The sequence below is a fragment of the Actinoplanes sandaracinus genome (assembly GCF_030009775.1).
GTDB lineage: Bacteria > Actinomycetota > Actinomycetes > Mycobacteriales > Micromonosporaceae > Actinoplanes > Actinoplanes sandaracinus.
Genome location: NZ_JASCTH010000008.1, coordinates 88,098 through 108,833 on the forward strand (window position 1 = coordinate 88,098; position 20,736 = coordinate 108,833).

22 protein-coding genes are annotated in these 20,736 nt (G+C 71.1%); 12 read left to right on the plus strand and 10 right to left on the minus strand.

Annotation, left to right across the window (positions count from 1 at the left end; genetic code table 11):
* Positions 1-64: 64 nt before the first annotated feature.
* Together QLQ12_RS13940 and QLQ12_RS13945 are read left to right on the plus strand one after the other, a co-directional pair.
* The gene (locus QLQ12_RS13940) at positions 65-544 is read left to right on the plus strand and encodes a GNAT family N-acetyltransferase (RefSeq protein ID WP_282760028.1); all 480 of its coding nucleotides are present in this window, start codon (positions 65-67) and stop codon (positions 542-544) included.
* A 183-nt stretch (positions 545-727) separates the two neighbouring features.
* A complete protein-coding gene (locus QLQ12_RS13945; protein WP_282760029.1) occupies positions 728-1,123 on the plus strand; it encodes a Uma2 family endonuclease in 396 nt (131 codons plus the stop codon).
* Positions 1,124-1,367: 244 nt separating this feature from the next.
* Here QLQ12_RS13945 and QLQ12_RS13950 read toward each other — a convergent pair whose 3' ends face one another.
* The 4 genes from QLQ12_RS13950 to QLQ12_RS13965 form a co-directional block, all read right to left on the minus strand.
* Positions 1,368-1,763: a PIN domain-containing protein gene (locus tag QLQ12_RS13950; RefSeq protein WP_282760030.1), complete on the minus strand. Its 396-nt coding sequence runs from the start codon at positions 1,761-1,763 to the stop codon at positions 1,368-1,370.
* Entirely contained in the window at positions 1,760-1,999 is a 240-nt protein-coding gene (locus tag QLQ12_RS13955) for a hypothetical protein (protein WP_282760032.1), read from the minus strand. The genes QLQ12_RS13950 and QLQ12_RS13955 overlap by 4 nt, the downstream gene beginning before the upstream one ends.
* Positions 2,000-2,199: 200 nt before the next feature.
* Positions 2,200-3,285 carry a redox-regulated ATPase YchF gene (gene ychF / locus QLQ12_RS13960; RefSeq protein ID WP_282760033.1) on the minus strand — a complete coding sequence of 362 codons (1,086 nt, stop codon included), beginning with the start codon at positions 3,283-3,285 and terminating at the stop codon, positions 2,200-2,202.
* Between the two features lie 23 nt (positions 3,286-3,308).
* Positions 3,309-4,103 (minus strand): alpha/beta fold hydrolase, encoded by a 795-nt coding sequence (locus QLQ12_RS13965; RefSeq protein WP_282760035.1) that lies wholly within the window; start codon positions 4,101-4,103, stop codon positions 3,309-3,311.
* A 204-nt stretch (positions 4,104-4,307) separates the two neighbouring features.
* On the opposite strand from QLQ12_RS13965, the gene QLQ12_RS13970 reads away from it, so the two are divergent.
* Both QLQ12_RS13970 and QLQ12_RS13975 read left to right on the plus strand, forming a co-directional pair.
* The gene (locus QLQ12_RS13970) at positions 4,308-5,819 is read left to right on the plus strand and encodes a DNA-3-methyladenine glycosylase 2 family protein (RefSeq protein ID WP_282760036.1); all 1,512 of its coding nucleotides are present in this window, start codon (positions 4,308-4,310) and stop codon (positions 5,817-5,819) included.
* Between the two features lie 161 nt (positions 5,820-5,980).
* Positions 5,981-6,475 carry a methylated-DNA--[protein]-cysteine S-methyltransferase gene (locus QLQ12_RS13975; RefSeq protein WP_282760038.1) on the plus strand — a complete coding sequence of 165 codons (495 nt, stop codon included), beginning with the start codon at positions 5,981-5,983 and terminating at the stop codon, positions 6,473-6,475.
* An 8-nt stretch (positions 6,476-6,483) separates the two neighbouring features.
* On the opposite strand, the gene QLQ12_RS13980 is transcribed toward QLQ12_RS13975, so the two are convergent.
* Together QLQ12_RS13980 and QLQ12_RS13985 are read right to left on the minus strand one after the other, a co-directional pair.
* Positions 6,484-7,839, minus strand: a complete 1,356-nt coding sequence (locus tag QLQ12_RS13980) for a DUF4407 domain-containing protein (protein ID WP_282760040.1) — start codon at positions 7,837-7,839, stop codon at positions 6,484-6,486.
* Complete coding sequence (locus QLQ12_RS13985) at positions 7,815-9,089, minus strand: hypothetical protein (protein ID WP_282760041.1); 1,275 nt, start codon at positions 9,087-9,089, stop codon at positions 7,815-7,817. Before QLQ12_RS13985 ends, QLQ12_RS13980 begins: the two co-directional genes overlap by 25 nt.
* Before the next feature lie 220 nt (positions 9,090-9,309).
* Here QLQ12_RS13985 and valS point away from each other — a divergent pair, with 220 nt between their 5' ends.
* Together valS and QLQ12_RS13995 are read left to right on the plus strand one after the other, a co-directional pair.
* Positions 9,310-11,844, plus strand: a complete 2,535-nt coding sequence (gene valS, locus QLQ12_RS13990) for a valine--tRNA ligase (protein WP_282760042.1) — start codon at positions 9,310-9,312, stop codon at positions 11,842-11,844.
* Between the two features lie 23 nt (positions 11,845-11,867).
* Positions 11,868-12,416 (plus strand): hypothetical protein, encoded by a 549-nt coding sequence (locus tag QLQ12_RS13995; protein WP_282760044.1) that lies wholly within the window; start codon positions 11,868-11,870, stop codon positions 12,414-12,416.
* Here QLQ12_RS13995 and QLQ12_RS14000 read toward each other — a convergent pair.
* Positions 12,413-13,129 (minus strand): hypothetical protein, encoded by a 717-nt coding sequence (locus QLQ12_RS14000; protein ID WP_282760045.1) that lies wholly within the window; start codon positions 13,127-13,129, stop codon positions 12,413-12,415. The two genes, QLQ12_RS13995 and QLQ12_RS14000, sit on opposite strands and share 4 nt — an antisense overlap.
* A gap of 54 nt (positions 13,130-13,183) precedes the next feature.
* Here QLQ12_RS14000 and rmuC point away from each other — a divergent pair, with 54 nt between their 5' ends.
* The gene (gene rmuC / locus QLQ12_RS14005) at positions 13,184-14,317 is read left to right on the plus strand and encodes a DNA recombination protein RmuC (RefSeq protein ID WP_282760047.1); all 1,134 of its coding nucleotides are present in this window, start codon (positions 13,184-13,186) and stop codon (positions 14,315-14,317) included.
* Here rmuC and QLQ12_RS14010 read toward each other — a convergent pair.
* Positions 14,310-15,341, minus strand: a complete 1,032-nt coding sequence (locus tag QLQ12_RS14010) for a 4-hydroxy-3-methylbut-2-enyl diphosphate reductase (RefSeq protein ID WP_407651485.1) — start codon at positions 15,339-15,341, stop codon at positions 14,310-14,312. The two genes, rmuC and QLQ12_RS14010, sit on opposite strands and share 8 nt — an antisense overlap.
* Before the next feature lie 25 nt (positions 15,342-15,366).
* Here QLQ12_RS14010 and QLQ12_RS14015 point away from each other — a divergent pair, with 25 nt between their 5' ends.
* The 4 genes from QLQ12_RS14015 to QLQ12_RS14030 are packed head-to-tail and all read left to right on the plus strand — an operon-like array spanning position 15,367 to position 17,905.
* Positions 15,367-15,882: a hypothetical protein gene (locus QLQ12_RS14015; protein ID WP_282760050.1), complete on the plus strand. Its 516-nt coding sequence runs from the start codon at positions 15,367-15,369 to the stop codon at positions 15,880-15,882.
* A gap of 46 nt (positions 15,883-15,928) precedes the next feature.
* Positions 15,929-16,468: a hypothetical protein gene (locus QLQ12_RS14020; protein ID WP_282760051.1), complete on the plus strand. Its 540-nt coding sequence runs from the start codon at positions 15,929-15,931 to the stop codon at positions 16,466-16,468.
* Positions 16,469-16,477: 9 nt separating this feature from the next.
* Positions 16,478-17,701: an exodeoxyribonuclease VII large subunit gene (xseA, locus tag QLQ12_RS14025; RefSeq protein ID WP_282760053.1), complete on the plus strand. Its 1,224-nt coding sequence runs from the start codon at positions 16,478-16,480 to the stop codon at positions 17,699-17,701.
* Positions 17,702-17,905 carry an exodeoxyribonuclease VII small subunit gene (locus tag QLQ12_RS14030; protein WP_282760055.1) on the plus strand — a complete coding sequence of 68 codons (204 nt, stop codon included), beginning with the start codon at positions 17,702-17,704 and terminating at the stop codon, positions 17,903-17,905.
* Positions 17,906-17,907: 2 nt separating this feature from the next.
* Here QLQ12_RS14030 and QLQ12_RS14035 read toward each other — a convergent pair whose 3' ends face one another.
* Positions 17,908-18,537 carry a DUF4245 domain-containing protein gene (locus QLQ12_RS14035; RefSeq protein ID WP_282760057.1) on the minus strand — a complete coding sequence of 210 codons (630 nt, stop codon included), beginning with the start codon at positions 18,535-18,537 and terminating at the stop codon, positions 17,908-17,910.
* A gap of 50 nt (positions 18,538-18,587) precedes the next feature.
* Here QLQ12_RS14035 and glpX point away from each other — a divergent pair, with 50 nt between their 5' ends.
* Positions 18,588-19,676 carry a class II fructose-bisphosphatase gene (glpX, locus tag QLQ12_RS14040; RefSeq protein WP_407651478.1) on the plus strand — a complete coding sequence of 363 codons (1,089 nt, stop codon included), beginning with the start codon at positions 18,588-18,590 and terminating at the stop codon, positions 19,674-19,676.
* Between the two features lie 397 nt (positions 19,677-20,073).
* Here glpX and QLQ12_RS14045 read toward each other — a convergent pair whose 3' ends face one another.
* Entirely contained in the window at positions 20,074-20,694 is a 621-nt protein-coding gene (locus QLQ12_RS14045) for a rhomboid family intramembrane serine protease (RefSeq protein ID WP_282760059.1), read from the minus strand.
* Positions 20,695-20,736: the final 42 nt, after the last annotated feature.

Below are 20,736 nucleotides of genomic sequence, written 5' to 3' on the forward strand. Positions count from 1 at the left end.
CCCCGTTCACCGATCCATCCTCGTAACGGATGTTACCGTAACGCCTGTTACGGATGGAGGACGCATGACCTGGATCATCGAACCGCGACCCTGGGACGACGCCGACGGGGCCGCGCTCCGCACCGCCCAGCGCGCCGAACTCGACGCCCGTTACGGCACCGGCGACCACGAGCCCGGCACCCCGCCGTCAGCCGCCGACATCGACCTGTTCCTGGTGGCCCGCGACCCGCTCACCGGCCGGCCCGTGGGCTGCGGCGCCCTCCGCCGCCTCGACCGGACGACCGCCGAGGTCAAGCGCATGTATGTCACTCCAGAGAGCCGCGGCTCCGGGGTCTCCACCGCCATCTTGCGAGCCCTGGAGGCGGCCGCCGCCGACCGCGGCTGGACCACGATCCGCCTGGAGACCGGCCCCGCCCAGCCTGACGCGATGCGCTTCTACCAACGCGAGGGCTACCGCGAGATCCCCCTGTTCGGCGCCTACATCGGCTCCGGCCTCTCGGTCTGTTACGAGCGCACCCTCGACCTCAGCGATTCGCTAGGGTAGTCGCATGACGGCCTTGCCCGACTGGATGCGCCCTCCGCGCGAGGAGGGCTGGTTCGCCGAGGATCTGGACCGCCTTCCGGACGCCCCCGCCACACTGAGCTCATCGACGGAGCACTCGTCTTCGCGATGTCGCCGCAGCGGTCCTGACACGGCCGCGTCGTCACCGGCCTGACCACCACGCTGATGGCGCAGGCACCGACGGGCTTCGAGGTGGAGCGGGAGATGACCATCCGGCTCGATGCCCGCAACCGCCCGGAGCCGGATCTGGTCGTGTCCACCGTGCCGTTCGATCCGGCCCGCACCTGCTTCACGCCGGACCAGGTGCGGCTCGTGATCGAGGCCGTCTCTCCGGAGTCGGCTCACCGCGACCGGACCGTCAAGCTGCGCAAATACGCGGAGGCTGACATCGCGCACTACTGGCGCGTCGAAGAGGAGGGCGGCCTCCCGGTGGTCCATGCCTACGAGTTGGACCGACCGGCCAAGGCCTACGCCCCGGCCGGCATCTTCCGGGGCTCGATCCGGCGGCCGGTGCCCTTCACGATCGACATCGACCTGGCAGGCCTCGTTCCCCAGCCATGACGAGCGGGACGAGCCAGACGCCGAGGCCCCGCTTCGTCACCGCGCGACCCGCGACTCGATGATCTCGCCGTCGAAAACCCACTCCACGGTCACCCATCGAACCAACCGGGCCCGCCGATTCCCAGCGGACACGGATCCAGCCGTGGGCCACCAGCCCAGGCGGAACGGGTAGTGATCGAAGTGCCTCCGGGGGCCTGGACTCCGTCGCCGATCAACAACTCGACACCTCCGCCGGGAAACCCGACTACAGGCCGATGGTCCGAACCCGGCGCCCGCACAGCTTCACCATGTCGTCGGCATCGGATGTCAGAACCGCCACGGGAGCAGGGAGTCGTAGCGCCACCTCGGCGACCATGGCATCGATGGCGTACTTGTGCCCATGTAGCCCTGCCGCCTTCAACAGGTCCGCACTGCGGCGAGCGCTCTCCTTCGTCACCGCCTCCACCCGGATCCGGGACAGCAGCAAGCTCAGCCGCGCCGTGTCCACACCCGAGTGGGAAACCTCGATGATCGTGGCGGCCGACATGACAAGATCGGTCCCGTCACGCTCCGCCTGCTCCAGCAGCCGCATCGCCTTGCGGTCCCGGTCGATCCACCCTGAGAAGCCTTGCGAGTCGAGCACCAGCGACTCCAGGCTCACGCCGCATGCTCCGTCTTCTCGGCGCCATGCAGGAGCGCCCGAGCCCCGGCCATCTCCTCGTCAGTGAATGCCCCGAACTCCCCTTGGTAGCGGTCCAGCTCCTCCCGCAGAAGCCTGCGCCGCTCGGCCCGCTCGGCCAGCTCGGTGAGGTAGCCGGAGACGTTGTCGGTGTGCGTCTTCATGCTCTCCAGCAGTTCTGCCGGCAGCGTGATCGTGACCTTCTTCGTCCTCGCCATGTCGCGACCATACCATGGTGTTACCACGGCGGGCGACCTGATTCGATCCTGGCCGGTGTGCCCCGGCCAGGATCGATCCACAGAAAGTCAGGTGGGATTCAACTCGCCCACAAGCCGGTGCCGGGCCGAACGCTCCAGACATCGCACCCCGGCCCCGCCGCCTTCAAGCACCCACCTGACCGGCAGAGGTTGACCCGGAACTAGACGTTGAACCGGAACTCGACGACGTCGCCGTCCTTCATGATGTAGTCCTTGCCCTCCATGCGGACCTTGCCGGCGGCCTTCGCCGCGGACATGGAACCGGCGGCGACCAGGTCGTCGAAACTGACGATCTCGGCCTTGATGAAGCCGCGCTGGAAGTCGGAGTGGATCACACCGGCGGCCTCGGGAGCGGTCGCGCCGACCGGAACCGTCCAGGCGCGGGCCTCCTTCGGGCCGGCCGTCAGGTAGGTCTGCAGGCCGAGAGTCTCGAAGCCGACGCGGATCAGACGGTTCAGGCCGGGCTCGGACTGGCCGGTGGACTGCAGCAGCTCCAGCGCCTCCTCGTCGTCCAGCTCGATCAGCTCGGACTCGATCTTCGCGTCCATGAAGACGGCCTCGGCCGGCGCGACCAGGGCGCGCAGCTCGTCGAGGAACGCCTCGTTGCCGAGCTCGGCCTCGTCGACGTTGAAGACGTAGAGGAACGGCTTCGTGGTGAGCAGGTGCAGCTCGGCCAGCAGTTCCAGCTCGATACCCGCCGACTTCGCACCCTGGTAGAGAGTGACACCGTCGTTGAGCAGCTTGAACGCGGCCTCGGCGGCGGCCACCGCGGCGGCCTTCTCCTTCTTGAGCTTCGCTTCCTTCTGCAGGCGGGGCAGCGCCTTCTCGACCGTCTGCAGGTCGGCCAGGATCAGCTCGGTGTTGATCGTCTCGATGTCGTCGGCCGGAGAGACCTTGCCGTCGACATGCAGCACGTTGGGGTCGGAGAAGGCACGCACCACCTGGCAGATCGCGGACGCGTCGCGGATGTTCGCGAGGAACGCGTTGCCCCGGCCCTGGCCCTTCGACGCGCCGCGGACCAGCCCGGCGATGTCGACGAAGCTCACCGGCGCCGGCAGGATCTTCTCACTGCTGAACAGCTCGGCCAGCTTGCCCAGCCGCTCGTCGGGCAGCCCGACCACGCCGACGTTGGGCTCGATCGTCGCGAACGGGTAGTTCGCGGCGAGCACGTCGTTCTTGGTGAGGGCGTTGAACAGGGTGCTCTTGCCGACGTTGGGCAGGCCGACGATTCCGATGGTGAGGCTCACGGAACGCCAGTCTACGGGTTCGCTCAGCGGAAGAACTTCCGCAGTTCGGCAGCGACCAGTTCCGGCCTGCCGCTGTCGTCGGCGGCGAGATGCCCCACGCCGCTCAAGGTCACCCGCCGCGCTCGCGGCAGAACCGGCTCCAGGCCGCTCAGGACCCCTTTGAGGTACGCCGGGGAGCGCTCGCCACCCAGCAGAAGCGTCTCCGCGGTCACCGAGCGGTAGGTGTCCAGCGGGCCGGCCGCGTCCTCGACCACCGCCGCGTCCAGGCGCATCGTCGGGATCAGGTCCCCGATCCGGCGGCCCTGACCGGCACGGATGACCACACCCATCATCGGGATGACGGCCGCGCGTGGGACGTACCGAAGATCGCCCGTGCCTTTCGCCGCCGTGACGAAAGCGGCCGCCCGCCGGCCCCGGGACAGCTCCTTCTCATATCTCGGAAGCCAGGCGACCGGATCGTGATCGCCGTGCTTGAGCGGCGGCTCGTAGAGCGCGAGGCGCTCGATCGGCAGCTCCATCGCCGCGCGCAGCGCGATGACCGCGCCGGAGCTGAGACCGAAGACGTTGCGCGCCCCGGTCTCCTCGAGCACCGCCGCCAGGTCGGCGATCTCGGCGCGGAGGCCGTGCCCGGGCCGCGCCGGGCCGCTGAGGCCGCGACCGCGGCGGTCGGGGACGTAGACCGTGAACCCGGTCGCCAGGCAGCGGGCCAGTTTCGTGAAGTTCGCCGAGGTCTGCATGCCGCCGTGCAGGAGCACGACCTTGGGACCACCGCCGGAGACGCGCCACCGGATGTCCGTCTTTACCGCCAAAGCATCCATGCCGTCAACCGTAGTTGACACACCTCGCTCCCGTCAACCTTGGTTGACACCCCGCCTCTCCCACGCGCCCATCCACCCGCGCGATCTTGCGAGTTGGCGGTTGCGGGGCGCAAACTCACCAGATCTCGGCTGCGGCCGCGGGCGAGACGGTCGTGTCCGAATTCCGCCAGCCACGACCGGGGCGGCGGGAGCAGACTCGACGGCATGGAGCTGGACTTCGAACACTGTTATCGGGCCGTCGACAGCCGCGACCCGCGGTTCGACGGATGCTTCTACACGGCCGTGCGCACCACCGGCATCTACTGCCGGCCGTCCTGCCCGGCGGTCACCCCGAAACGGGAGAACGTCACGTTCTACCTCAGCTCGGCGGCCGCACAACGCGGCGGATTCCGGGCCTGCCGGCGATGCCGGCCCGACGCCGCACCCGGATCCCCCGAATGGGACACCCGCGCGGACACCGTCGGACGGGCCATGCGGCTCATCGGCGACGGCGTCGTCGACCGGGAAGGCGTGCCCGGCCTGGCGTCGCGGCTCGGATACACCGAACGGCACCTCAACCGGATGCTCACCGCCGAACTCGGGGCCGGACCGCTCGCACTCGCGCGAGCCCAGCGGGCACAGACGGCACGGATCCTCGTCGAGACGACCGACCTCGGGCTCGCGGAGATCGCGTTCGCGGCCGGGTTCGGCAGCGTGCGGCAGTTCAACGACACCATGCTCGAGGTGTACGCGCGATCGCCCGGCCAACTGCGGGAACGACGGCCCGCGGCACGGAGCGAGGCGGGAGTCGTCAACCTGCGGCTCGCCTACCGGCCACCGCTGCATGCGACGTCGCTGCTGGAGTTCTTCGAGGCCCGCACCCTGCCCGGCGTGGACGAGGTGGACGGGCAGACGTACCGCAGAGGAATGAACCTGCCGCACGGGAGCGCGGTCGTCGCGCTGCGGCCCGGAGATCGATGGGTCCATGCGACGCTTCGGCTCGATGACGTGCGGGACCTGGCGCCGGCGGTGGCGCGGTGCCGGCGGCTGTTCGATCTGGACGCCGACCCGGTGGCGGTGGATGGGCTGCTCGGCGGCGATCCGGCGTTGACGGCGGCGATCCGGGCGGAACCGGGGGTGCGGGTGCCGCGGGCGGTGGACGGGTTCGAGATGGCGGTTCGGGCGGTGGTGGGGCAGCAGGTAAGTGTGGCGGGCGCCCGGACGACGCTGGGGCGGATGCTGCGTGCGGCCTCAGAGGCCGGGTCGGCGTCGCCGGCCGCTGCTTCGGGGGAACCCGCCCCCATCCCCCAACCTGCCGCTTCGCGGGAAGCCGCCGCCGTCCCCGCCCCCGTTGAGCGGCTGGCCGGTTTCCCGGCCGCGAGCACCGTCGCCGACCTGCCCGACAGCGCCTTCGGCATGCCGGCCGCCCGCCGTGCCACCATCCGCGCCCTGGCCCAGGCGGTTGCCGACGGCAAGCTGGACCTCGCTCCGGGCGCCGACCGCGCCGAGACCGTCGCCCGCCTGACCGAGCTTCCCGGCATCGGCCCGTGGACCGCCGGTTACGTCGCCATGCGCGCGATCGGCGACCCCGACGTCTTCCTTCCCACCGACCTGGCCGCGCGCCGCGGGGCCGAGGCGCTGGGCCTGCCCAGCACCGCGAAGGCCTTGGGCGCGTATGCCGAACGCTGGCGTCCCTGGCGTTCTTACGCGCTGATCCGTCTGTGGCGGTCGGCCTGACCGAAGCGGCGCGCAAGGCCAATCTACCCGCGATCCAGGGCCGTCCCGCCGTTGTCCACATTGCCGTGTGAGCCACTCCGGTCGTCCACAGGCGGGCCATTCTTCCGCCCGCCGGGCGCGGAAACGCGCAACGCTGGCAGCCCCCCTTCAAGGAGAGAACGATGTTGCGTCATTCGACTTTGGACACCCCTGTCGGCCCGCTCACCGTGGTGGTCAGCAGGACCGGCGCGGTCCGGGCGACGGGTTTCACCACCGATGTCCCCGACTTGATGAGCCTGGTTCATCCGATGCTGCTGGAGCCGGTCGAACCCGGCGATCCGGGCCTGGTGGGTGAGGCCGTCCGGGCATACCTCGCCGGTGACCTGACCGCGATCGACGCGGTGCAGGTGGAGCAGCACACCGCGGGCGCGTTCATGGCGCACGCCTGGCGGGTGATGCGGGGCATCAAGCCCGGCGCCCCGGTGACGTACACCGGTTTCGCCGAGCTCTCCGGCCGCCCGTTGGCCGTTCGTGCGGCTGCGGCGGCGTGTGCCCGCAACCCGGTGGCCTTGTTCACGCCGTGTCACCGGGTTCTGCGGACGGATGGGACGCTCGGCGGCTACCGCTGGGGCTTGAACGTCAAGGAGTGGCTGCTGGCGCACGAATCAGCTGTTTGAGACGGCCTTCATGAGGTCGGCCGCTGGCCGGGGATGAGCTGGTCGTCGGTGTGGTGGGCGGCGTCGGCCGGGCCGGAGTCCCGCATCCACCGGTTCAGGTCCCGGTCGGCCTGTTCGACGGCCCGCTGTCGCCAGTTCTGCAGGACCCGGCCCATCACCTCGGCCTGGGTGTCGATGACGATCTGGTTGCCGGCCCTCGCGGCGTCGGAGGCTCGGCGCAGCCGGTCCTGTTCGGTGCGCAGATCGCTGTCGCGGCGTTCCCGGTCGAGGCGCAGCAGGTGGTCGCTGTTCTCCTTGGCGACCTTCTCGTAATCGGTCTCCGGGCCGAGAACCTGGAGCAGTTTCATCAGCACGGGCAGCAGTTCGAGGGCGAGGAACAGCAGGAACAGCGCGAGGTGTGCGGTGTGGAGGGTGGGCCGGTCGCCGGCGACCTCGTCGAGGGCTTCGAGACGGGCGAGCAGGCCGGTGTCCTTCCTGGACGCGGCCTCGTGGGCGGTCTTGTCGGCGGCGAGCCGGGCGCGCAGGTCGGTGAGCCGGGCCCGGTTGTCGGTGAGCCGGGTCCGTGCCGCTGAGGTGGCGACGTTCCGCGCGTCGGTGAGGGCGATGCGCGCGTCGGCGCGGGTGGCGGCGAGCCGGTTGCGTGCCTCGTCGCGGGTGGCTCGCGCCTCTTCCTGGATGCGGATCTTCTCGTGGTAGGCGATGCCGGCGCCGGCTCTGCCGGAGCCGCAGGCGCCTTCTTTCTCGCAGACCACGTTCGCCTGGGCTTGGAGGAACTTCTTCTGCGCGTCGTCGTATTGTCCGCGGGCGGCGACCACCGCCGGGGCGGATTCGACGTTGACGCCGCCACCGCCGGCGAGGATGCGTTCGTCCTCGGCGATGGTCTGCTCCAGTGCGGGGATGGACGCGTAATCGGGGTTCGCGGCGGTGTCGCGGTTGAATTCGGCGATCTGGCGGGCGTGCATCACGGTGAGCTGGGTCCGGATCTCCGCTTCGAAGATCTTCAGCACTACCGGGGTGGAGATGACGGCGCCGAGCACCAGGGCCAGCAGCACGCGCGGCACGGCCATGAGCAGGGTGAGGGCGGTGCGGTCCTGGCGCGTCATCTGTACGACGAGGAGCCGGTCCAGGTTGAAGATGATCATGCCCCAGGCGAGGCCGATGAGGACGGCGGCGACCGGTCCGGCGCCGAGGGCCATGTGTACGGCCATCGCGGCCGACGCGGCCGCGACGAGTGCCGTGGACACGATGACGCCGCCCATCGCCGCGTACCGCAGTTCGTCGCCGGGGGTGACGTCGAGGACGCCCCGCTGGCCGCCGGCGAACCCGGCGAGTATCCGTTTCAGGCCCATGGTTTCCTCAGCCATCTCGGCCACCGACGTCGTGGCCGCTCGGGGCGCGTGTCGAACCAGCGCGCCACATCGATCGGGAACCCGGTGACGCGCAGTGCGCCGGATGGCGGGGCGGGCACTGCGACCGGGGGGAGTGCGGGGAGGGTCGTGCGGTGGCGCCGGGTGGCGGCCGGCTCGAGTGGAAGCCGCGGGAGCTGGATCCGCGGGAGCTGGGGAAGTTCGAAGACGTGCACGTGGCCGGTCTCGGCCTGATGGCTGCCGGCCGGGTTGGCGGCGCGCAGCCGGACGGGTCCCGGCCGCGTGATGATCAGTGCGGTGTGGCCCTCGTCCCGTTCGTTTGGGGCGGCGGTGACGGTGGTCCCGTCCGGGCCGGTGATCACGAGTCGGTCGGCGTGCCGGGTTCGCCAGCGCACGGTGACCGGCGATCCGGGGGGCACGATCTCGGGGCTGACCTGGACCTGTTCGATCACGGGCGGGCCTTGGAGGGTGGCGGCCCGGGCGGTCAGGTAGTTGCGCCATTCGGCTGCGGTGGGCAGCAGGTGGGCGACGTCGGATCGGGCCCGCCGCAGCAGTTCCCGTCCGGCGCCGTCCAGGAGCGGGGTGTCGCCCGGCGGGGGCGCGCAGTGGTGGACGAACCGGCCCAGCCAGGTCAGGTCGCCGGCCTGCCGGTCGAGGCCGCCGGGCCGGCGTGGTCGCACCCGGGTGCAGTCGGCGATCAGCACTTCCGGGGCGGGTGTGCCGGTGTGGAGCGCCGATGCGAGGGCGTCCGTGCCGAGGACGATGCCGTGCTGGTGGGCGAGGTGGATGGTGTCGGCGAGGGCGGCGCAGAGCTGTGCCCGCAGATTCGTGGGCTGGTCCGGGCGCGGCGCGTTCAGCGGTCGTGGGGCCCGTCCGCCGTGGCCGTCGGCGGTGGTGAACCGTTCCGGCACGGTGGGCAGGAGCATGCCGACCGCCGTTTCCGGGTCGTCGCCGGTCACCAGCCGGTACGGCCACAGGAAGCGGCCGTTGAGCGTCGTGGCGGCCGGGTGGTCGCGCAGTGCGACGAGGTCGAGCAGGTCGCCGAGCGGCCGCGCGCCGGTGTCGAACCGGTGCAGGACGAACGGCCGTGGCAGGCCGGTGAGCTGGTCGAGGTCGTGTTCGGAGACGGTCCACCGGGCGGGTGCGGGGCGGGAGTCGCTGTGTCCGGCCGGTGCGCGCACGCCCACCGAGCCGGCGCCGAGCAGGTGGAGCGGCTGCGGCGTCTCGCGCGCGGTCTCTTCCGTCACCCGGATCCTCTTTCATCCCTCCGCGGGTTCGCCCACGGCGCCCGCCCGGCCCGCGGTGATCAGGTGACTCCCGGCCGCACACCGGCCGGACAGGTGGGGCGGTGACCGTCCAGTTCAGAGGTACGGCGACGACCGTACCGTCGGATCTCGGTGGACCGGGCCCGGTGGGCCCCGCAAAACGCCTGGCTACGCCGTACGGGTGAGTCCTACGCTGGTCGGCATGACTGATACGGGAACCGGGCGCCGCGGTTTCCCTGAGCGGCCGTCACTGGACGGGCTCGAGGAGAAGTGGGCGCCGCGCTGGCAGGAGGAGGGCACGTACGCGTTCGACCGTTCCAAGGAGCGGGCCGACGTGTATGCGATCGACACACCTCCGCCGACCGTATCCGGCTCGTTGCACGTCGGGCACGTCTTCTCCTACACGCACACCGACACGGTGGCGCGGTTCCAGCGGATGCGCGGCAAGACGGTCTTCTATCCGATGGGGTTCGACGACAACGGGCTGCCGACGGAGCGTCGCGTCCAGAACCTGTTCGGGGTCCGCTGCGATCCGTCGCTGCCGTACGACCCGTCGTGGGAGCCAACGCCGTCAGCGGGCGAGGAGAGGATCTCGCGGCGCAACTTCGTCGAGTTGTGCGAGCGGTTGACCGTCGAGGACGAGAAGGGGTTCGAGGCGCTGTGGCGGCGGCTCGGGCTGTCCGTCGACTGGACGCTGACCTATACGACGATCGGGGCCACGGCGCGGGCGGTCTCGCAGCGGGCGTTCCTGGCGAACCTGGCCGCCGGCCAGGCGTACACGGCGGAGGCCCCGACGTTGTGGGACGTCGGTTTCCGGACGGCTGTCGCGCAGGCCGAGTTGGAGGACAGGGAGCGGCCGGGGGCGTACCACCGGTTGCGTTTCCGCGGCCCGGACGGGCCGGTCGAGATCGACACCACCCGGCCGGAGCTGCTGCCGGCGTGTGTCGCGCTGGTCCATCATCCCGGTGATCCCCGCTTCGCGGGTCTCACGTCGGTCCGTTCGCCGTTCTTCGACGTCGAGGTCCCGGTCCGGGCACATCCGCAGGCAGACCCCGGCAAGGGTACGGGCATCGCGATGGTCTGCACGTTCGGCGACCTGGCCGACGTCACGTGGTGGCGTGATCTGCAGTTGGACACCCGGGTGGTGCTGGGCCGCGACGGCCGGTTCCTGGCCGAGGCCCCGCCGGGTGTCCCGGCCGCCGCCTACCGGCGTTTCGCCGGCCTGACCGTCAACGCCGCCCGGTCGGAGGTGGTGCGGGTTCTGCGCGAGTCCGGCGATCTGGCCGGTGAGCCTCGGCCGGTCACGCATCCGGTCAAGTTCTACGAGCGCGGCGACCGTCCACTGGAAATCGTCACGAGCCGGCAGTGGTTCATCCGCAACGGCGGCCGCGACGAGGGGCTGCGGGAGGAGCTGCTGGCCCGGGGCCGTGAGCTGCGCTGGGTTCCGGAGAGCATGCGCCACCGTTACGAGCATTGGGTCGGCGGCCTGACCGGTGACTGGCTGATCAGCCGGCAGCGGTTCTTCGGCGTCCCGATCCCCGTCTGGTACCCGCTGGACGCCGCCGGCGAGCCCGTCCACGACCGGCTGCTCGTCCCGGACGACACGGCCCTGCCGGTCGACCCGTCGTCGGACTGCCCGCCCGGCTTTACCGAGGAGCAGCGGGACGTCCCGGGTGGTTTCACGGCCGACCCGGACGTCATGGACACCTGGGCGACGTCGTCGCTGACTCCGCAGATCGTCACCGGCTGGAGCACTGACGACGACCTGCATGCCCGCACCTATCCGATGGACCTGCGGCCGCAGGGCCAGGAGATCATCCGGACCTGGTTGTTCTCGTCGGTGCTGCGGGCCGGCCAGCTGACCCCGCACGGGCTGCCGTGGAAGCGGGCGGTCCTGTCCGGCTGGATCCTCGACCCCGACCACAAGAAGATCTCCAAGTCGCTGGGCAACGAGGTCGAGACCCCGGTCCAGTTGCTCGAACAGTACGGGTCGGACGCGGTCCGGTACTGGGCGGCGTGCGGCCGTCCCGGCGCCGACCTGGCGTTCGAGCCGGCCCAGTTGAAGGTGGGCCGGCGGCTGGCGACGAAGCTGCTGAACGCGTCGAGGTTCGCGCTCGGCCTGGGTGCGGCGGATGCGCTGCGGCAGCCGGTCACCGCTGGGCTGGACCGGGCGATGCTGGGCCGGCTGTCGGAGGTGGTCGTCGCGGCCACCGCGGCGTTCGAGGACTATCAGCACACCGACGCGTTGCAGGCGGCGGAGACGTTCTTCTGGACGTTCTGCGACGACTACATCGAGCTGGTCAAGAACCGGGCGTACGCGGAGGGCCCGGACGGCGATTCGGCCCGGGCCGCGCTCGCCACCGGCCTGTCGGTGCTGTCGCGGCTGTTCGCGCCGTTCCTGCCGTTCGTCACCGAGGAGATCTGGTCGTGGTGGCGGTACGGCTCGGTCCACCAGGCCACGTGGCCCACCCGGTACGAGGTGGCCCGGGTCGCGCCGGAGAGTGATCCGTCGCTGCTCGACCTGGCCGGTGAGGCGCTGCGGCAGGTCCGGCGGGCCAAGTCGGACCGGAAACTGTCGATGCGGACGGAGGTTCCGCTGGCTGAGGCGCTCGGCCCGGCGGAGCTGTTGGACCGGCTGGAACTGATCGGCGGCGACTTCCGGGCGGCGGCCCGGATCGGCAAGCTCGACCTGCTTCGCGACCGCACCCCGGAACTGGTGATCGCCTGCGCATTCTGAACGCGGCGGCCACCATGGGAGGCATGTCGATCGCGCCTGAGGAGGTCCGGGCTCCGGCCCGCGACGCGGTGCTGTTCCGGTCGTCGCCGGCCCGGACCTTCGTCATGGTGTTCGCCGTGCTGATGGTCGCCTACCTGGCGGTGTCACCGGTGATCGAGTGGGTCGCCGGGGACTCCGGCGACCCGTGGTGGGCGACCGTGCTTCAGGCGGTGGTGATCGCGGCCGGCGCGGCCGGCGCCTACGCGGTCTCCGCGCGGGCCGCCCTGACCACCTGGGTGCGGGTGTCTTCCGGCGGCCTCGAGCTGGCCGCTCAGGACTCCGACCCGGTCCTGCTGGACTGGGCCGACATCGCGGCCGTGGTGATCCGCCGGGACGGGCTGCGGACCGTGCTCGACGTGGTGCCCGCCGACCTGGACAGCGTCCACCCGGTGCAGGAGGGTGACACCGGCGGGCCGGCGCTGGCCGACACCCCGCGGGGGCCGGCGTTCACCGCCGACCTCACCCAGATCTGGCCGAGCCCGCGGGCGCTGCGCCGCGCGATCGGCCGGCACCTGCGGGGCGCCGCCGGCTAGAAGTCGAAGCCTCCGCCGCCGTCGAAACCGCCGAGGTCGCCGCCGGAGTAGTCGCCTCCGGCGAGATCGCCGCCGGAGAAGTCGGGTGTCCCGAAGTCGCCGAAGTCGCCGAACTCCGGCGACAGGAGGGCGTCGAAGATCAGCATGCCGCCGAGGACGCCGGCGCCCGCGCCGAGCGCTGTCCGCCACACCGGCGTCGAATACCAGCCCGCCGGAACCGGCCGGCCCTGCACGCGGCCACCCGGGTAGTAGTACGGCGTGTCGGAGCGGGGCCGGGGCCCCGCTTTGTAGGCGTGTCCCTCGACGGTGACCTCACGCTCCTGGGTGATCTGCCCGGCGCCCTGGGAGACCTGCAGCGGCGGCACGTCGGGGCCGGGGTCGAGGCCCATCGCCAGGCGTGCCGCCCGGACATAGGTCAGGCCTTCCAGCGCCGACTCGCGGGCGAGTGCGAACTGGCGCACCGAATCGGCGCTCTGCAGCTGGCCGCCGGCGGCGTTGTAGCGCTCGCTCGCGTCGGCCAGCGCCTGCCGTGCGGCCGGGTCGTCGGAGCTGAGGTTCATCACCTGGCCGCCGAGTCGCTCGTACCACCGCTGCGCGTCGGCACGGGCGTCGTCGAGCTGCGTTTTCCGGCGGGCTTCCCCGCCGCGTTGAACAACCGCGATGACCAGGCCGACCAGGATGAGGATCGCCAGGATCAGCAACACGCCCTTCATGTTTCCCACGGTACCCCCGCGGGTCGCGTGGCCCATCCATGGCAATCTGCGGAGGTGACGTTCTCGACACTGGCCGTGGTGCTCGCCTGTCTGGCCGCCGGGGCCGCCCTCGGCTGGCTGGCCGCACGGGCCCGCGCGGCCACCGACATCGCCCGCCTGGAAGCCACCCTGGAAGCCGCCCGCGAGGGCGAGCAGCGGCTGGAGCAGTCGCTGCGGGCACTGTCCTATGAGGCGACCGTCCAGTCGCAGGAGGCGGTGGCCCGGGCGGTGGCGCCGCTGCACGACACCCTGCGCCGGTACGAGGATCGCGTCGCCCAACTGGAACACGACCGGGTGGACGCCTACGCCGAACTGCGCGAACAGGTGCGGTCCATGGGCGCGGTCTCCGGCGAGCTGCGCACCGAGACGCGGCAGCTGGTCGCCGCGCTGCGCGCCCCGCAGGTTCGCGGCCGCTGGGGTGAGCACCAGCTGAAACGCATCATCGAGGCGGCCGGGTTGCTGGAGCACTGCGACTTCGCCGAACAGGTCACCGCCGCCACCGACGACCAGGGGGTGCGGCCGGACCTGGTGGTGCGGCTGCACGGCGGGCGGACCGTGGTGGTGGACGCGAAGGCGCCGATGGAGGGTTACCTGTCCGCGATGGAGGCCCGGGACGAGCACACCCGTGACGGCCACCTCGATCAGCACGCCCGGCACCTGCGGGGGCACGTGGACGCGCTGTCCGGCAAACGGTACTGGTCGGCGTTCGAGTCGGCGCCGGATTTCGTGGTGCTGTTCGTGCCGGCCGACCCGTTCCTGGACGCGGCGCTGCAACGCGATCCGTCGCTGATGGAACACGCGTTCCGCCGCAACATCGTGCTCGCCACCCCGGCGACGTTGATCGCGATGCTACGGACGGTCGCCTACTCGTGGCGGCAGGAGGCGCTGACCCGCAACGCCGCCGCCGTCCACGGCCTGGCGCGCGAGTTGTACGGACGGCTGTCGACACTCGGCGACCATGTGGACAAGCTGGGGACGGCGCTGGGCGGGGCGGTCACCGCCTACAACCGGGCGGTCGGCTCGCTGGAGTCACGGGTGCTGGTGAGCGCCCGCAAGCTCGCCGAGATGGGCGTCTCGGACGAGGAGCTGCTCCCGCCCGTACAGGTGGAAGTTGCTCCTCGTCAGCCGCAGGCGCCCGAGTTCAGCTAGCTTTCGCCGCGGCGGCGGCAGCGGCCTTCATGTCGCGGCGCAGCTCCTGCGGAAGCGAGAAGGTGAGCCGTTCCTCAGCCGTCGTGTACTCGGTGACCTCGCCGAACCCGCGCTCGGCGAGGAACGCCAGAACCTCCATGACCAGTTCGTCGGGGACGCTGGCGCCGGACGAGACACCGACCGTGGTGGCGCCTTCCAGCCACTCCTCCTGGATCTCGGAGGCGTAGTCGACCAGGTGGCCGGCCCGTGCGCCGGCGCCGAGGGCCACCTCGACCAGGCGGACCGAGTTCGACGAGTTGGTGGAGCCGACCACGATCACCACGTCGCAGTCCGGCGCGATCTCTTTGATCACGTGCTGGCGGTTGGACGTGGCGTAGCAGATGTCGTCGCTCGGCGGCGACTGCAGCAGCGGCAGCCGGGTCTTGAGCCGGGCGACCGTCTCCATCGTCTCGTCGACGCTCAAGGTGGTCTGCGACAGCCAGACGACCTTCGCCGGGTCACGGATCACGACGTTCGCCACGTCGTCGGGGCCGTCGACCAGCTGGATGTGGGCGGGAGCCTCACCGGCGGTGCCGATGACCTCCTCGTGGCCCTCGTGGCCGATCAGCAGGATGTCGTAGTCCTCGGCGGCGAAGCGCTTGGCCTCGTGGTGCACTTTCGTCACCAGGGGGCAGGTGGCGTCGATCGCCTTGAGGTTGCGCTCGCGGGCCTGGTCGTGCACTTCGGGAGCGACGCCGTGGGCCGAGAACACCACGGTGGCGCCCTCGGGGACCTCGTAGTTCTCCTCCACGAAGATCGCGCCCCGGGACTCGAGGGTGTTGACCACGTGCTTGTTGTGCACGATCTGCTTGCGCACATAGACCGGGGCGCCGTAGAGCTTCAACGCCTCCTCGACGGTCTGCACGGCGCGGTCGACACCGGCGCAGTAGCCACGCGGCTTGGCGAGCAACACCCGCTTACGAGGTTCAGTCACCCGGCCATGGTACGTGCACTCCGGGCACCCCCGCCTCTCTGCGATCAGCACCACAGGCCGGTCATACTCCCTTCCCATGACGGGGACCGAGAACATCAGCGTGAGTCGGGGCGTTCGCCTGACAGTCGGGCTGCTGAGCCTGACGGCCGGGCTGTTCTGGCTGCTCATGAACCTTTCCGGGGTGTATCCGCGGGACGTTTTCGTCGGTGTCGCGCTCGCCGGGGGCGGGCTGGTCCTGCTGCTGTGGAGGCGCCTGCCACTGTCCGGACGGCTCGTCTCCGCCGCCGCGGGGGTGATCGGTCTCGGCGGAACGGCGGCCGGGCTCACCGCCCGATCGGCCGAAATATGCTGCATGTTCGCCTACCGGGAGGGCCGGGGCTGGCCGTACGAGTGGCTAGGCCGCGGCGCGGTCGCCGAAACCCCCGGCGAGGCACAGCGCCTGGCCGCGGCGCAGGGCTGGGAGTGGTCCGCGTCGGCCCTGTTCGTGGACGTGACCGTCTGGGCGTACGCCGGACTGATGGTGATCGTGGTGGGGGGCCTGGCCCGGCGGGCCGCGCGCCGGCGAGCGGAGACCACCGGCCCCGCCGTCTAGTCCGTTTCGCCCCGGATCCGACAGAACGGGCGAGATACTTCCCTTCATGAGCGCCGAGAAGTGGCCCTCGATCCCGGCCGTTCTCCGCGTGATGGCCGGCTGGTTCATGCTCGGCATCGGGCTGCTGAACCTGGCGGTCGAGATCGACGGTGGGCTGACCGGCGCGTACCTGATGTTTCACGTGGTGCTCGGCCTCGGTGGGGTGCTGATGCTGTTGCGGCGGCGGCCGGTCCCGAGCCGTGCCGGGTGCGCGATCGCCGGCGTCCTCGCGCTGGCCGGGATGGTGTCCACCGCGTTGCCGGGCACGTCGCGCTGCTGCCTGGAGGATCCACCGGGGCACGGCTATCCGTACCCGTTCCTCGGCACCGGCGGCGGCGTCCACGTCGAGCCGGCCTACCTCGTCGTCGATCTGATCTTCTGGGGTTGCGCCGGCCTGCTGGCGATGGTCGTCCTGGCCGTCGCCGAGCGGGCGCTGCCGCAACGGCGTACCCCGATCGATCTGAGGCGTTACCGCGGGCACGCCGAACCGGCGGCGATGTCCGCCACCCCGGATCGGGCGGGCGAAAATGTCGGTGGGCTTACGTAATCTGGCCGGGTGAACGAGCCCGACAGCACGCGCAGCTCCGCCGACGAGCCGTGGCCGGTCCGCGTCGTCAGTCAGAAGATCGGCGCCTGGATCGGCAAGCTCGGCTGGGTCTGGGTCGACGGGCAGGTCGCCCAGATCAGCCGTCGGCCCGGCTCCAACGTGGTCTTCCTGACCCTGCGTGACCCGTCGGCCGACCTCAGCCTCACCGTCACCACCCACCACGACGTGCTGCACGCCGGCGCTCCCGACCTGGCCGAGGGCGCCCGGGTCACCCTGCACGCCAAACCGGAGTTCTATCCGGCCCGCGGCACTCTCAGCCTGCGCGCCGACGAGATCCGCCAGGTCGGTGTCGGCGAGCTGCTGGCCCGTCTGGAAAAGCTGAAACGCCTGCTCTCCGCCGAGGGCCTGTTCGCCCGGGAGCGCAAGCGGCGGCTGCCGTTCCTGCCCGGCCGGGTCGGGCTGATCACCGGGCGGGCCAGCGCCGCCGAGCGCGACGTGCTGATGAACACCCGGCGCCGCTGGCCGTCCGTGGACTTCCGGGTGATCAACGTGCCGGTGCAGGGCCCGACCGCGGTGGCGCAGATCCTCGACGCGCTCAAGGTGCTCGACAACGACGACACCATCGACGTGATCGTGATCGCCCGCGGCGGTGGCAGCGTGGAGGACCTGCTCCCGTTCTCCGACGAGGCGCTCTGCCGGGCCGTCTTCGGCGCCCGCACCCCGGTGGTCAGCGCCATCGGCCACGAGACCGACGCGCCGCTGCTCGACTACGTCGCCGACGTGCGCGCCTCCACCCCGACCGACGCCGCGAAACGTATCGTGCCCGACCTCGCCGACGAGCAGCGCCTCATCACGCACGCCCGGGCGCGGCTCGACCGGGCGGTGATCGGCATGCTCGACCGGGAGCGGCAGCGGATCGAGGCGTGGCGGTCCCGGCCCGTGCTGGCCCGCCCCGAGGTGCTGATCGACCAGCGTGCCACCGAGGTGACCGCGCTGCGCGACCGGGCCGGGCGCAGCCTGGAGCACCGGCTGCGCCGCGCCGACGACGCGCTGGAACACACCGTCGCTCGGCTGCGTGCCCTGTCCCCGGCCAAGACGCTGGAGCGCGGCTACGCGATCGTGCAACGCCCCGACGGCCACGTGGTCCGCGCCGCGGACGAGGTGTCGCCGGGCGACCTTCTTCGGATCCGGCTCGCCGAGGGCGAGCTGCGAACAGCAGTGATGGAGAGCTGAATGACCGACGAGAGACTCACCTACGAGCAGGCCCGCACCGAGCTGGCCTCCGTGGTGGAGCGGCTGGAGCAGGGCGGCGGCACCCTGGAGGAGTCATTGGCTCTGTGGGAGCGCGGCGAGCGACTGGCCGACGTCTGTCGCGGCTGGCTCGACGGCGCCCGCGAGCGCATCGAGGCGGCCCGCGCCGCCCGGGCCGACGAGTGACCTCAGGACAGCGAGGAGGCCAGCTTCTCCAGGTTCGCGGTGTCGTCGTCGTTCCCGATGATCACGATGGTCCGGTTCTGCTCGGTGACGATCAGGGCCATCTCCCCCGGCCGTCCGGTGTAACGCATCCAGGTCCGCCGGTCGGTGCGGTAAGCGCCGATCCGCTCGCCCTGAGCGCCGACCTCGGCCGGGACCAGCGTGGTCGCCGTGATGTTGCTCTGGACCATCAGGATCGGCTTCTCCGCCGGATCGACGTAACCGAGCCGCAGCGTCGAGCCGCCCTCCTCGCGGCGGAAATGCGCCGATGTGATGTACCAGTCAGTGCTGAGCCCGGCCGCCTGCGCCACCGGGAACACCCGCTCGGCCGCCGACAGCGTCGAGGCCAACGACTCCGCCTTCACCCTGTGCGGCTTCTCCCCGTCCAGCACCACCTTGTAATAGGTCATCAGCAGGGCGACCGGCACCAGCAGCACCAGCAGCGAGAGGACCATGTCACGCGGGCGCCGGCCCTCCTTGGCGGCGAGGCGCGGCGAGGTCGCCGCCGCTGCCCTGGCCGGGGACGGGGCTGTCGCGGAGGTCTCGGTGGGCGCGGTTTCGCCCGGGACCGGGGCGGGAGAAGAGGCTGGTTCCACGAACCCCATTGTTAACCACGTCGCTGAAACGGGACTTGGCACGTCCTCAGATGCCAGGATCTGAGGAATCACCAGCCCCGCAACGTCGCGAGGAGGCCGCCGTGCCCGCCCGAGTCCCGCAGGACCTCGACCGCAACATCGCCCTCGACCTCGTCCGCGTCACCGAAGCCGCCGCCATGGCGGCCGGCCGGTGGGTCGGCCGAGGCGACAAGAACGGCGGTGACGGCGCCGCCGTCGACGCCATGCGCAAACTCATCAACTCGATCCAGATGCAGGGTGTCGTCGTCATCGGCGAGGGCGAGAAAGACGAAGCGCCGATGCTCTTCAACGGCGAACGGGTCGGCGACGGCACCGGGCCGGAGGTGGACGTCGCGGTCGACCCGATCGACGGCACCACCTTGATGAGCAAGGGCATGCCCGGCGCGATCGCGGTCCTCGCGGTCGCCGAGCGCGGCGCCATGTTCGACCCGAGCGCCGTCTTCTACATGGACAAGATCGCCGTCGGCCCCGACTGCGCCGACGTCATCGACATCAACGCCGGCGTGAAGGAGAACCTGCGCCGCATCGCCAAGGCCAAGCGCTCCAGCATCTCCGACGTGACGGTGTGCATTCTGGACCGTCCCCGTCACGCCAAACTGGTCGAGGAGGTCCGCCAGACCGGCGCCACCATCAAGTTCATCTCCGACGGTGACATCGCCGGGGCCATCTCCGCGGCCCGCCTGGAGTCCGACGTCGACGTGCTGATGGGCATCGGCGGCACCCCCGAGGGCATCACCGCCGCGTGCGCCCTCAAGTGCCTCGGCGGCATGATCCAGGCGAAACTGTGGCCCCTCGACGACGCCGAGCGGGAGAAGGCGATCGCCGGCGGCCACGACCTCGACCGTGTCCTCACCACCGACGATCTGGTCACCGGCGACAACTGCTTCTTCGTCGCCACCGGCGTCACCAGCGGCGACCTACTCAAGGGCGTCCGCTACCGGGCGGGCGGCGCGCACACCCAGTCGATCGTGATGCGCTCCAAGAGCGGCACCATCCGGGTCATCGACTCCTACCACCGCCTGGAGAAACTCGCTCTCTACTCGGCGGTCGACTTCGACGGCCACCTGCCCACGGTGCCGATGGGCGACCAGGTCCTCTGACGGGAGGGGTCCGGGCAGATCTCAAACCCGGACCCTTTTCTCGTACGCGTCACCCCGCACCCGCCGAACACTGATCCTCACCTGGCTACACCGCGAGGTAGGCGGCTGCCCACGGCCCCAGCGCGCCCACCGGGCTGCTGCCACACCGGCTCAACCCCCCAGGTCGCACCCGCCATACCCCGGCAAGCCGCGTTGCCAGCGCAGACCCTCCCAGCCGTAGCCCGGACACGCCACCCACCGGCCGAGACACGGCTGAGCTACGGCGGGCGGGTGCGGGGTGGGTGGGGTGAGGGACTTGCCCGAAAGGCGCGCTGGGGGTGGAGGGCAGCGGCGTCGCGCGGTAGGGGCGGGACTCCGCTGGTGCGGTGGGGGGCTGGTGGCCGTACCCGCTGAGGGTTTATCGGCGGCGCCGGAAGAGGACCGCCGCGACGATCCCGCCGAGCAGGCCCAGCAGGTGTCCCTGCCAGGAGATGCGCTGGTCGGTCGGCAGGACGTTGTAGATCTGGTACCAGTAGAGCAGGCCGATGAACAGCGCGACCGCGAAGTTCCACCAGCTGCGCTCCACCAGGCCACGGGCGAGCAGCAGGCCGAGGTATCCGAAGATGACGCCGCTGGCGCCGACCACCACGGTGCTCGGGCTGCCGATGAACCAGACTCCGACGCCGGCCACCGCCATGATCAGCGCGGTGGACCAGATGAAGCGACGGGCCCCGCCGGCCAGCACGAACGTGCCGAGCAGGATGAGCGGCACCGCGTTGCCGTAGAGGTGTTCCCAGCCGTCGTGCAGGAACGGGCTGAACAGGATGCCGTCGATGCCGTCGAGGGAGTGCGGGATGATGCCGCCGGCCAGGTCGAGAGTGCCGACGCCGAGGCCGACGTCGATCGCCTCGATCAGGAACAGTGCCGGGACGATCGCGCACATCGTCACGAACGCTCGCCCCAGCGATGCGTAGAAAGCCTCGGTGCCGAACCGTCCTGCCTCGTTCGCGCGTGCTTCGGCCGCCCACCCGTAACTCATGCCTCGATGGTCGCAGGAGCGGGCGAGCCCGGCCAGTCGAGC

What these genes read in the sequence shown, in the direction of transcription:
- QLQ12_RS13940 (WP_282760028.1), top strand. Translation starts at nt 65, where the DNA reads ATGACCTGGATCATCGAACCGCGACCCTGGGACGACGCCGACGGGGCC.
- QLQ12_RS13945 (WP_282760029.1), top strand. Translation starts at nt 728, where the DNA reads ATGGCGCAGGCACCGACGGGCTTCGAGGTGGAGCGGGAGATGACCATC.
- QLQ12_RS13955 (WP_282760032.1), bottom strand. Translation starts at nt 1,999, where the DNA reads ATGGCGAGGACGAAGAAGGTCACGATCACGCTGCCGGCAGAACTGCTG.
- QLQ12_RS13965 (WP_282760035.1), bottom strand. Translation starts at nt 4,103, where the DNA reads ATGGATGCTTTGGCGGTAAAGACGGACATCCGGTGGCGCGTCTCCGGC.
- QLQ12_RS13970 (WP_282760036.1), top strand. Translation starts at nt 4,308, where the DNA reads ATGGAGCTGGACTTCGAACACTGTTATCGGGCCGTCGACAGCCGCGAC.
- QLQ12_RS13975 (WP_282760038.1), top strand. Translation starts at nt 5,981, where the DNA reads ATGTTGCGTCATTCGACTTTGGACACCCCTGTCGGCCCGCTCACCGTG.
- QLQ12_RS13980 (WP_282760040.1), bottom strand. Translation starts at nt 7,839, where the DNA reads ATGGCTGAGGAAACCATGGGCCTGAAACGGATACTCGCCGGGTTCGCC.
- valS (WP_282760042.1), top strand. Translation starts at nt 9,310, where the DNA reads ATGACTGATACGGGAACCGGGCGCCGCGGTTTCCCTGAGCGGCCGTCA.
- QLQ12_RS13995 (WP_282760044.1), top strand. Translation starts at nt 11,868, where the DNA reads ATGTCGATCGCGCCTGAGGAGGTCCGGGCTCCGGCCCGCGACGCGGTG.
- QLQ12_RS14000 (WP_282760045.1), bottom strand. Translation starts at nt 13,129, where the DNA reads ATGAAGGGCGTGTTGCTGATCCTGGCGATCCTCATCCTGGTCGGCCTG.
- QLQ12_RS14015 (WP_282760050.1), top strand. Translation starts at nt 15,367, where the DNA reads ATGACGGGGACCGAGAACATCAGCGTGAGTCGGGGCGTTCGCCTGACA.
- QLQ12_RS14020 (WP_282760051.1), top strand. Translation starts at nt 15,929, where the DNA reads ATGAGCGCCGAGAAGTGGCCCTCGATCCCGGCCGTTCTCCGCGTGATG.
- QLQ12_RS14030 (WP_282760055.1), top strand. Translation starts at nt 17,702, where the DNA reads ATGACCGACGAGAGACTCACCTACGAGCAGGCCCGCACCGAGCTGGCC.
- glpX (WP_407651478.1), top strand. Translation starts at nt 18,588, where the DNA reads ATGCCAGGATCTGAGGAATCACCAGCCCCGCAACGTCGCGAGGAGGCC.
- QLQ12_RS14045 (WP_282760059.1), bottom strand. Translation starts at nt 20,694, where the DNA reads ATGAGTTACGGGTGGGCGGCCGAAGCACGCGCGAACGAGGCAGGACGG.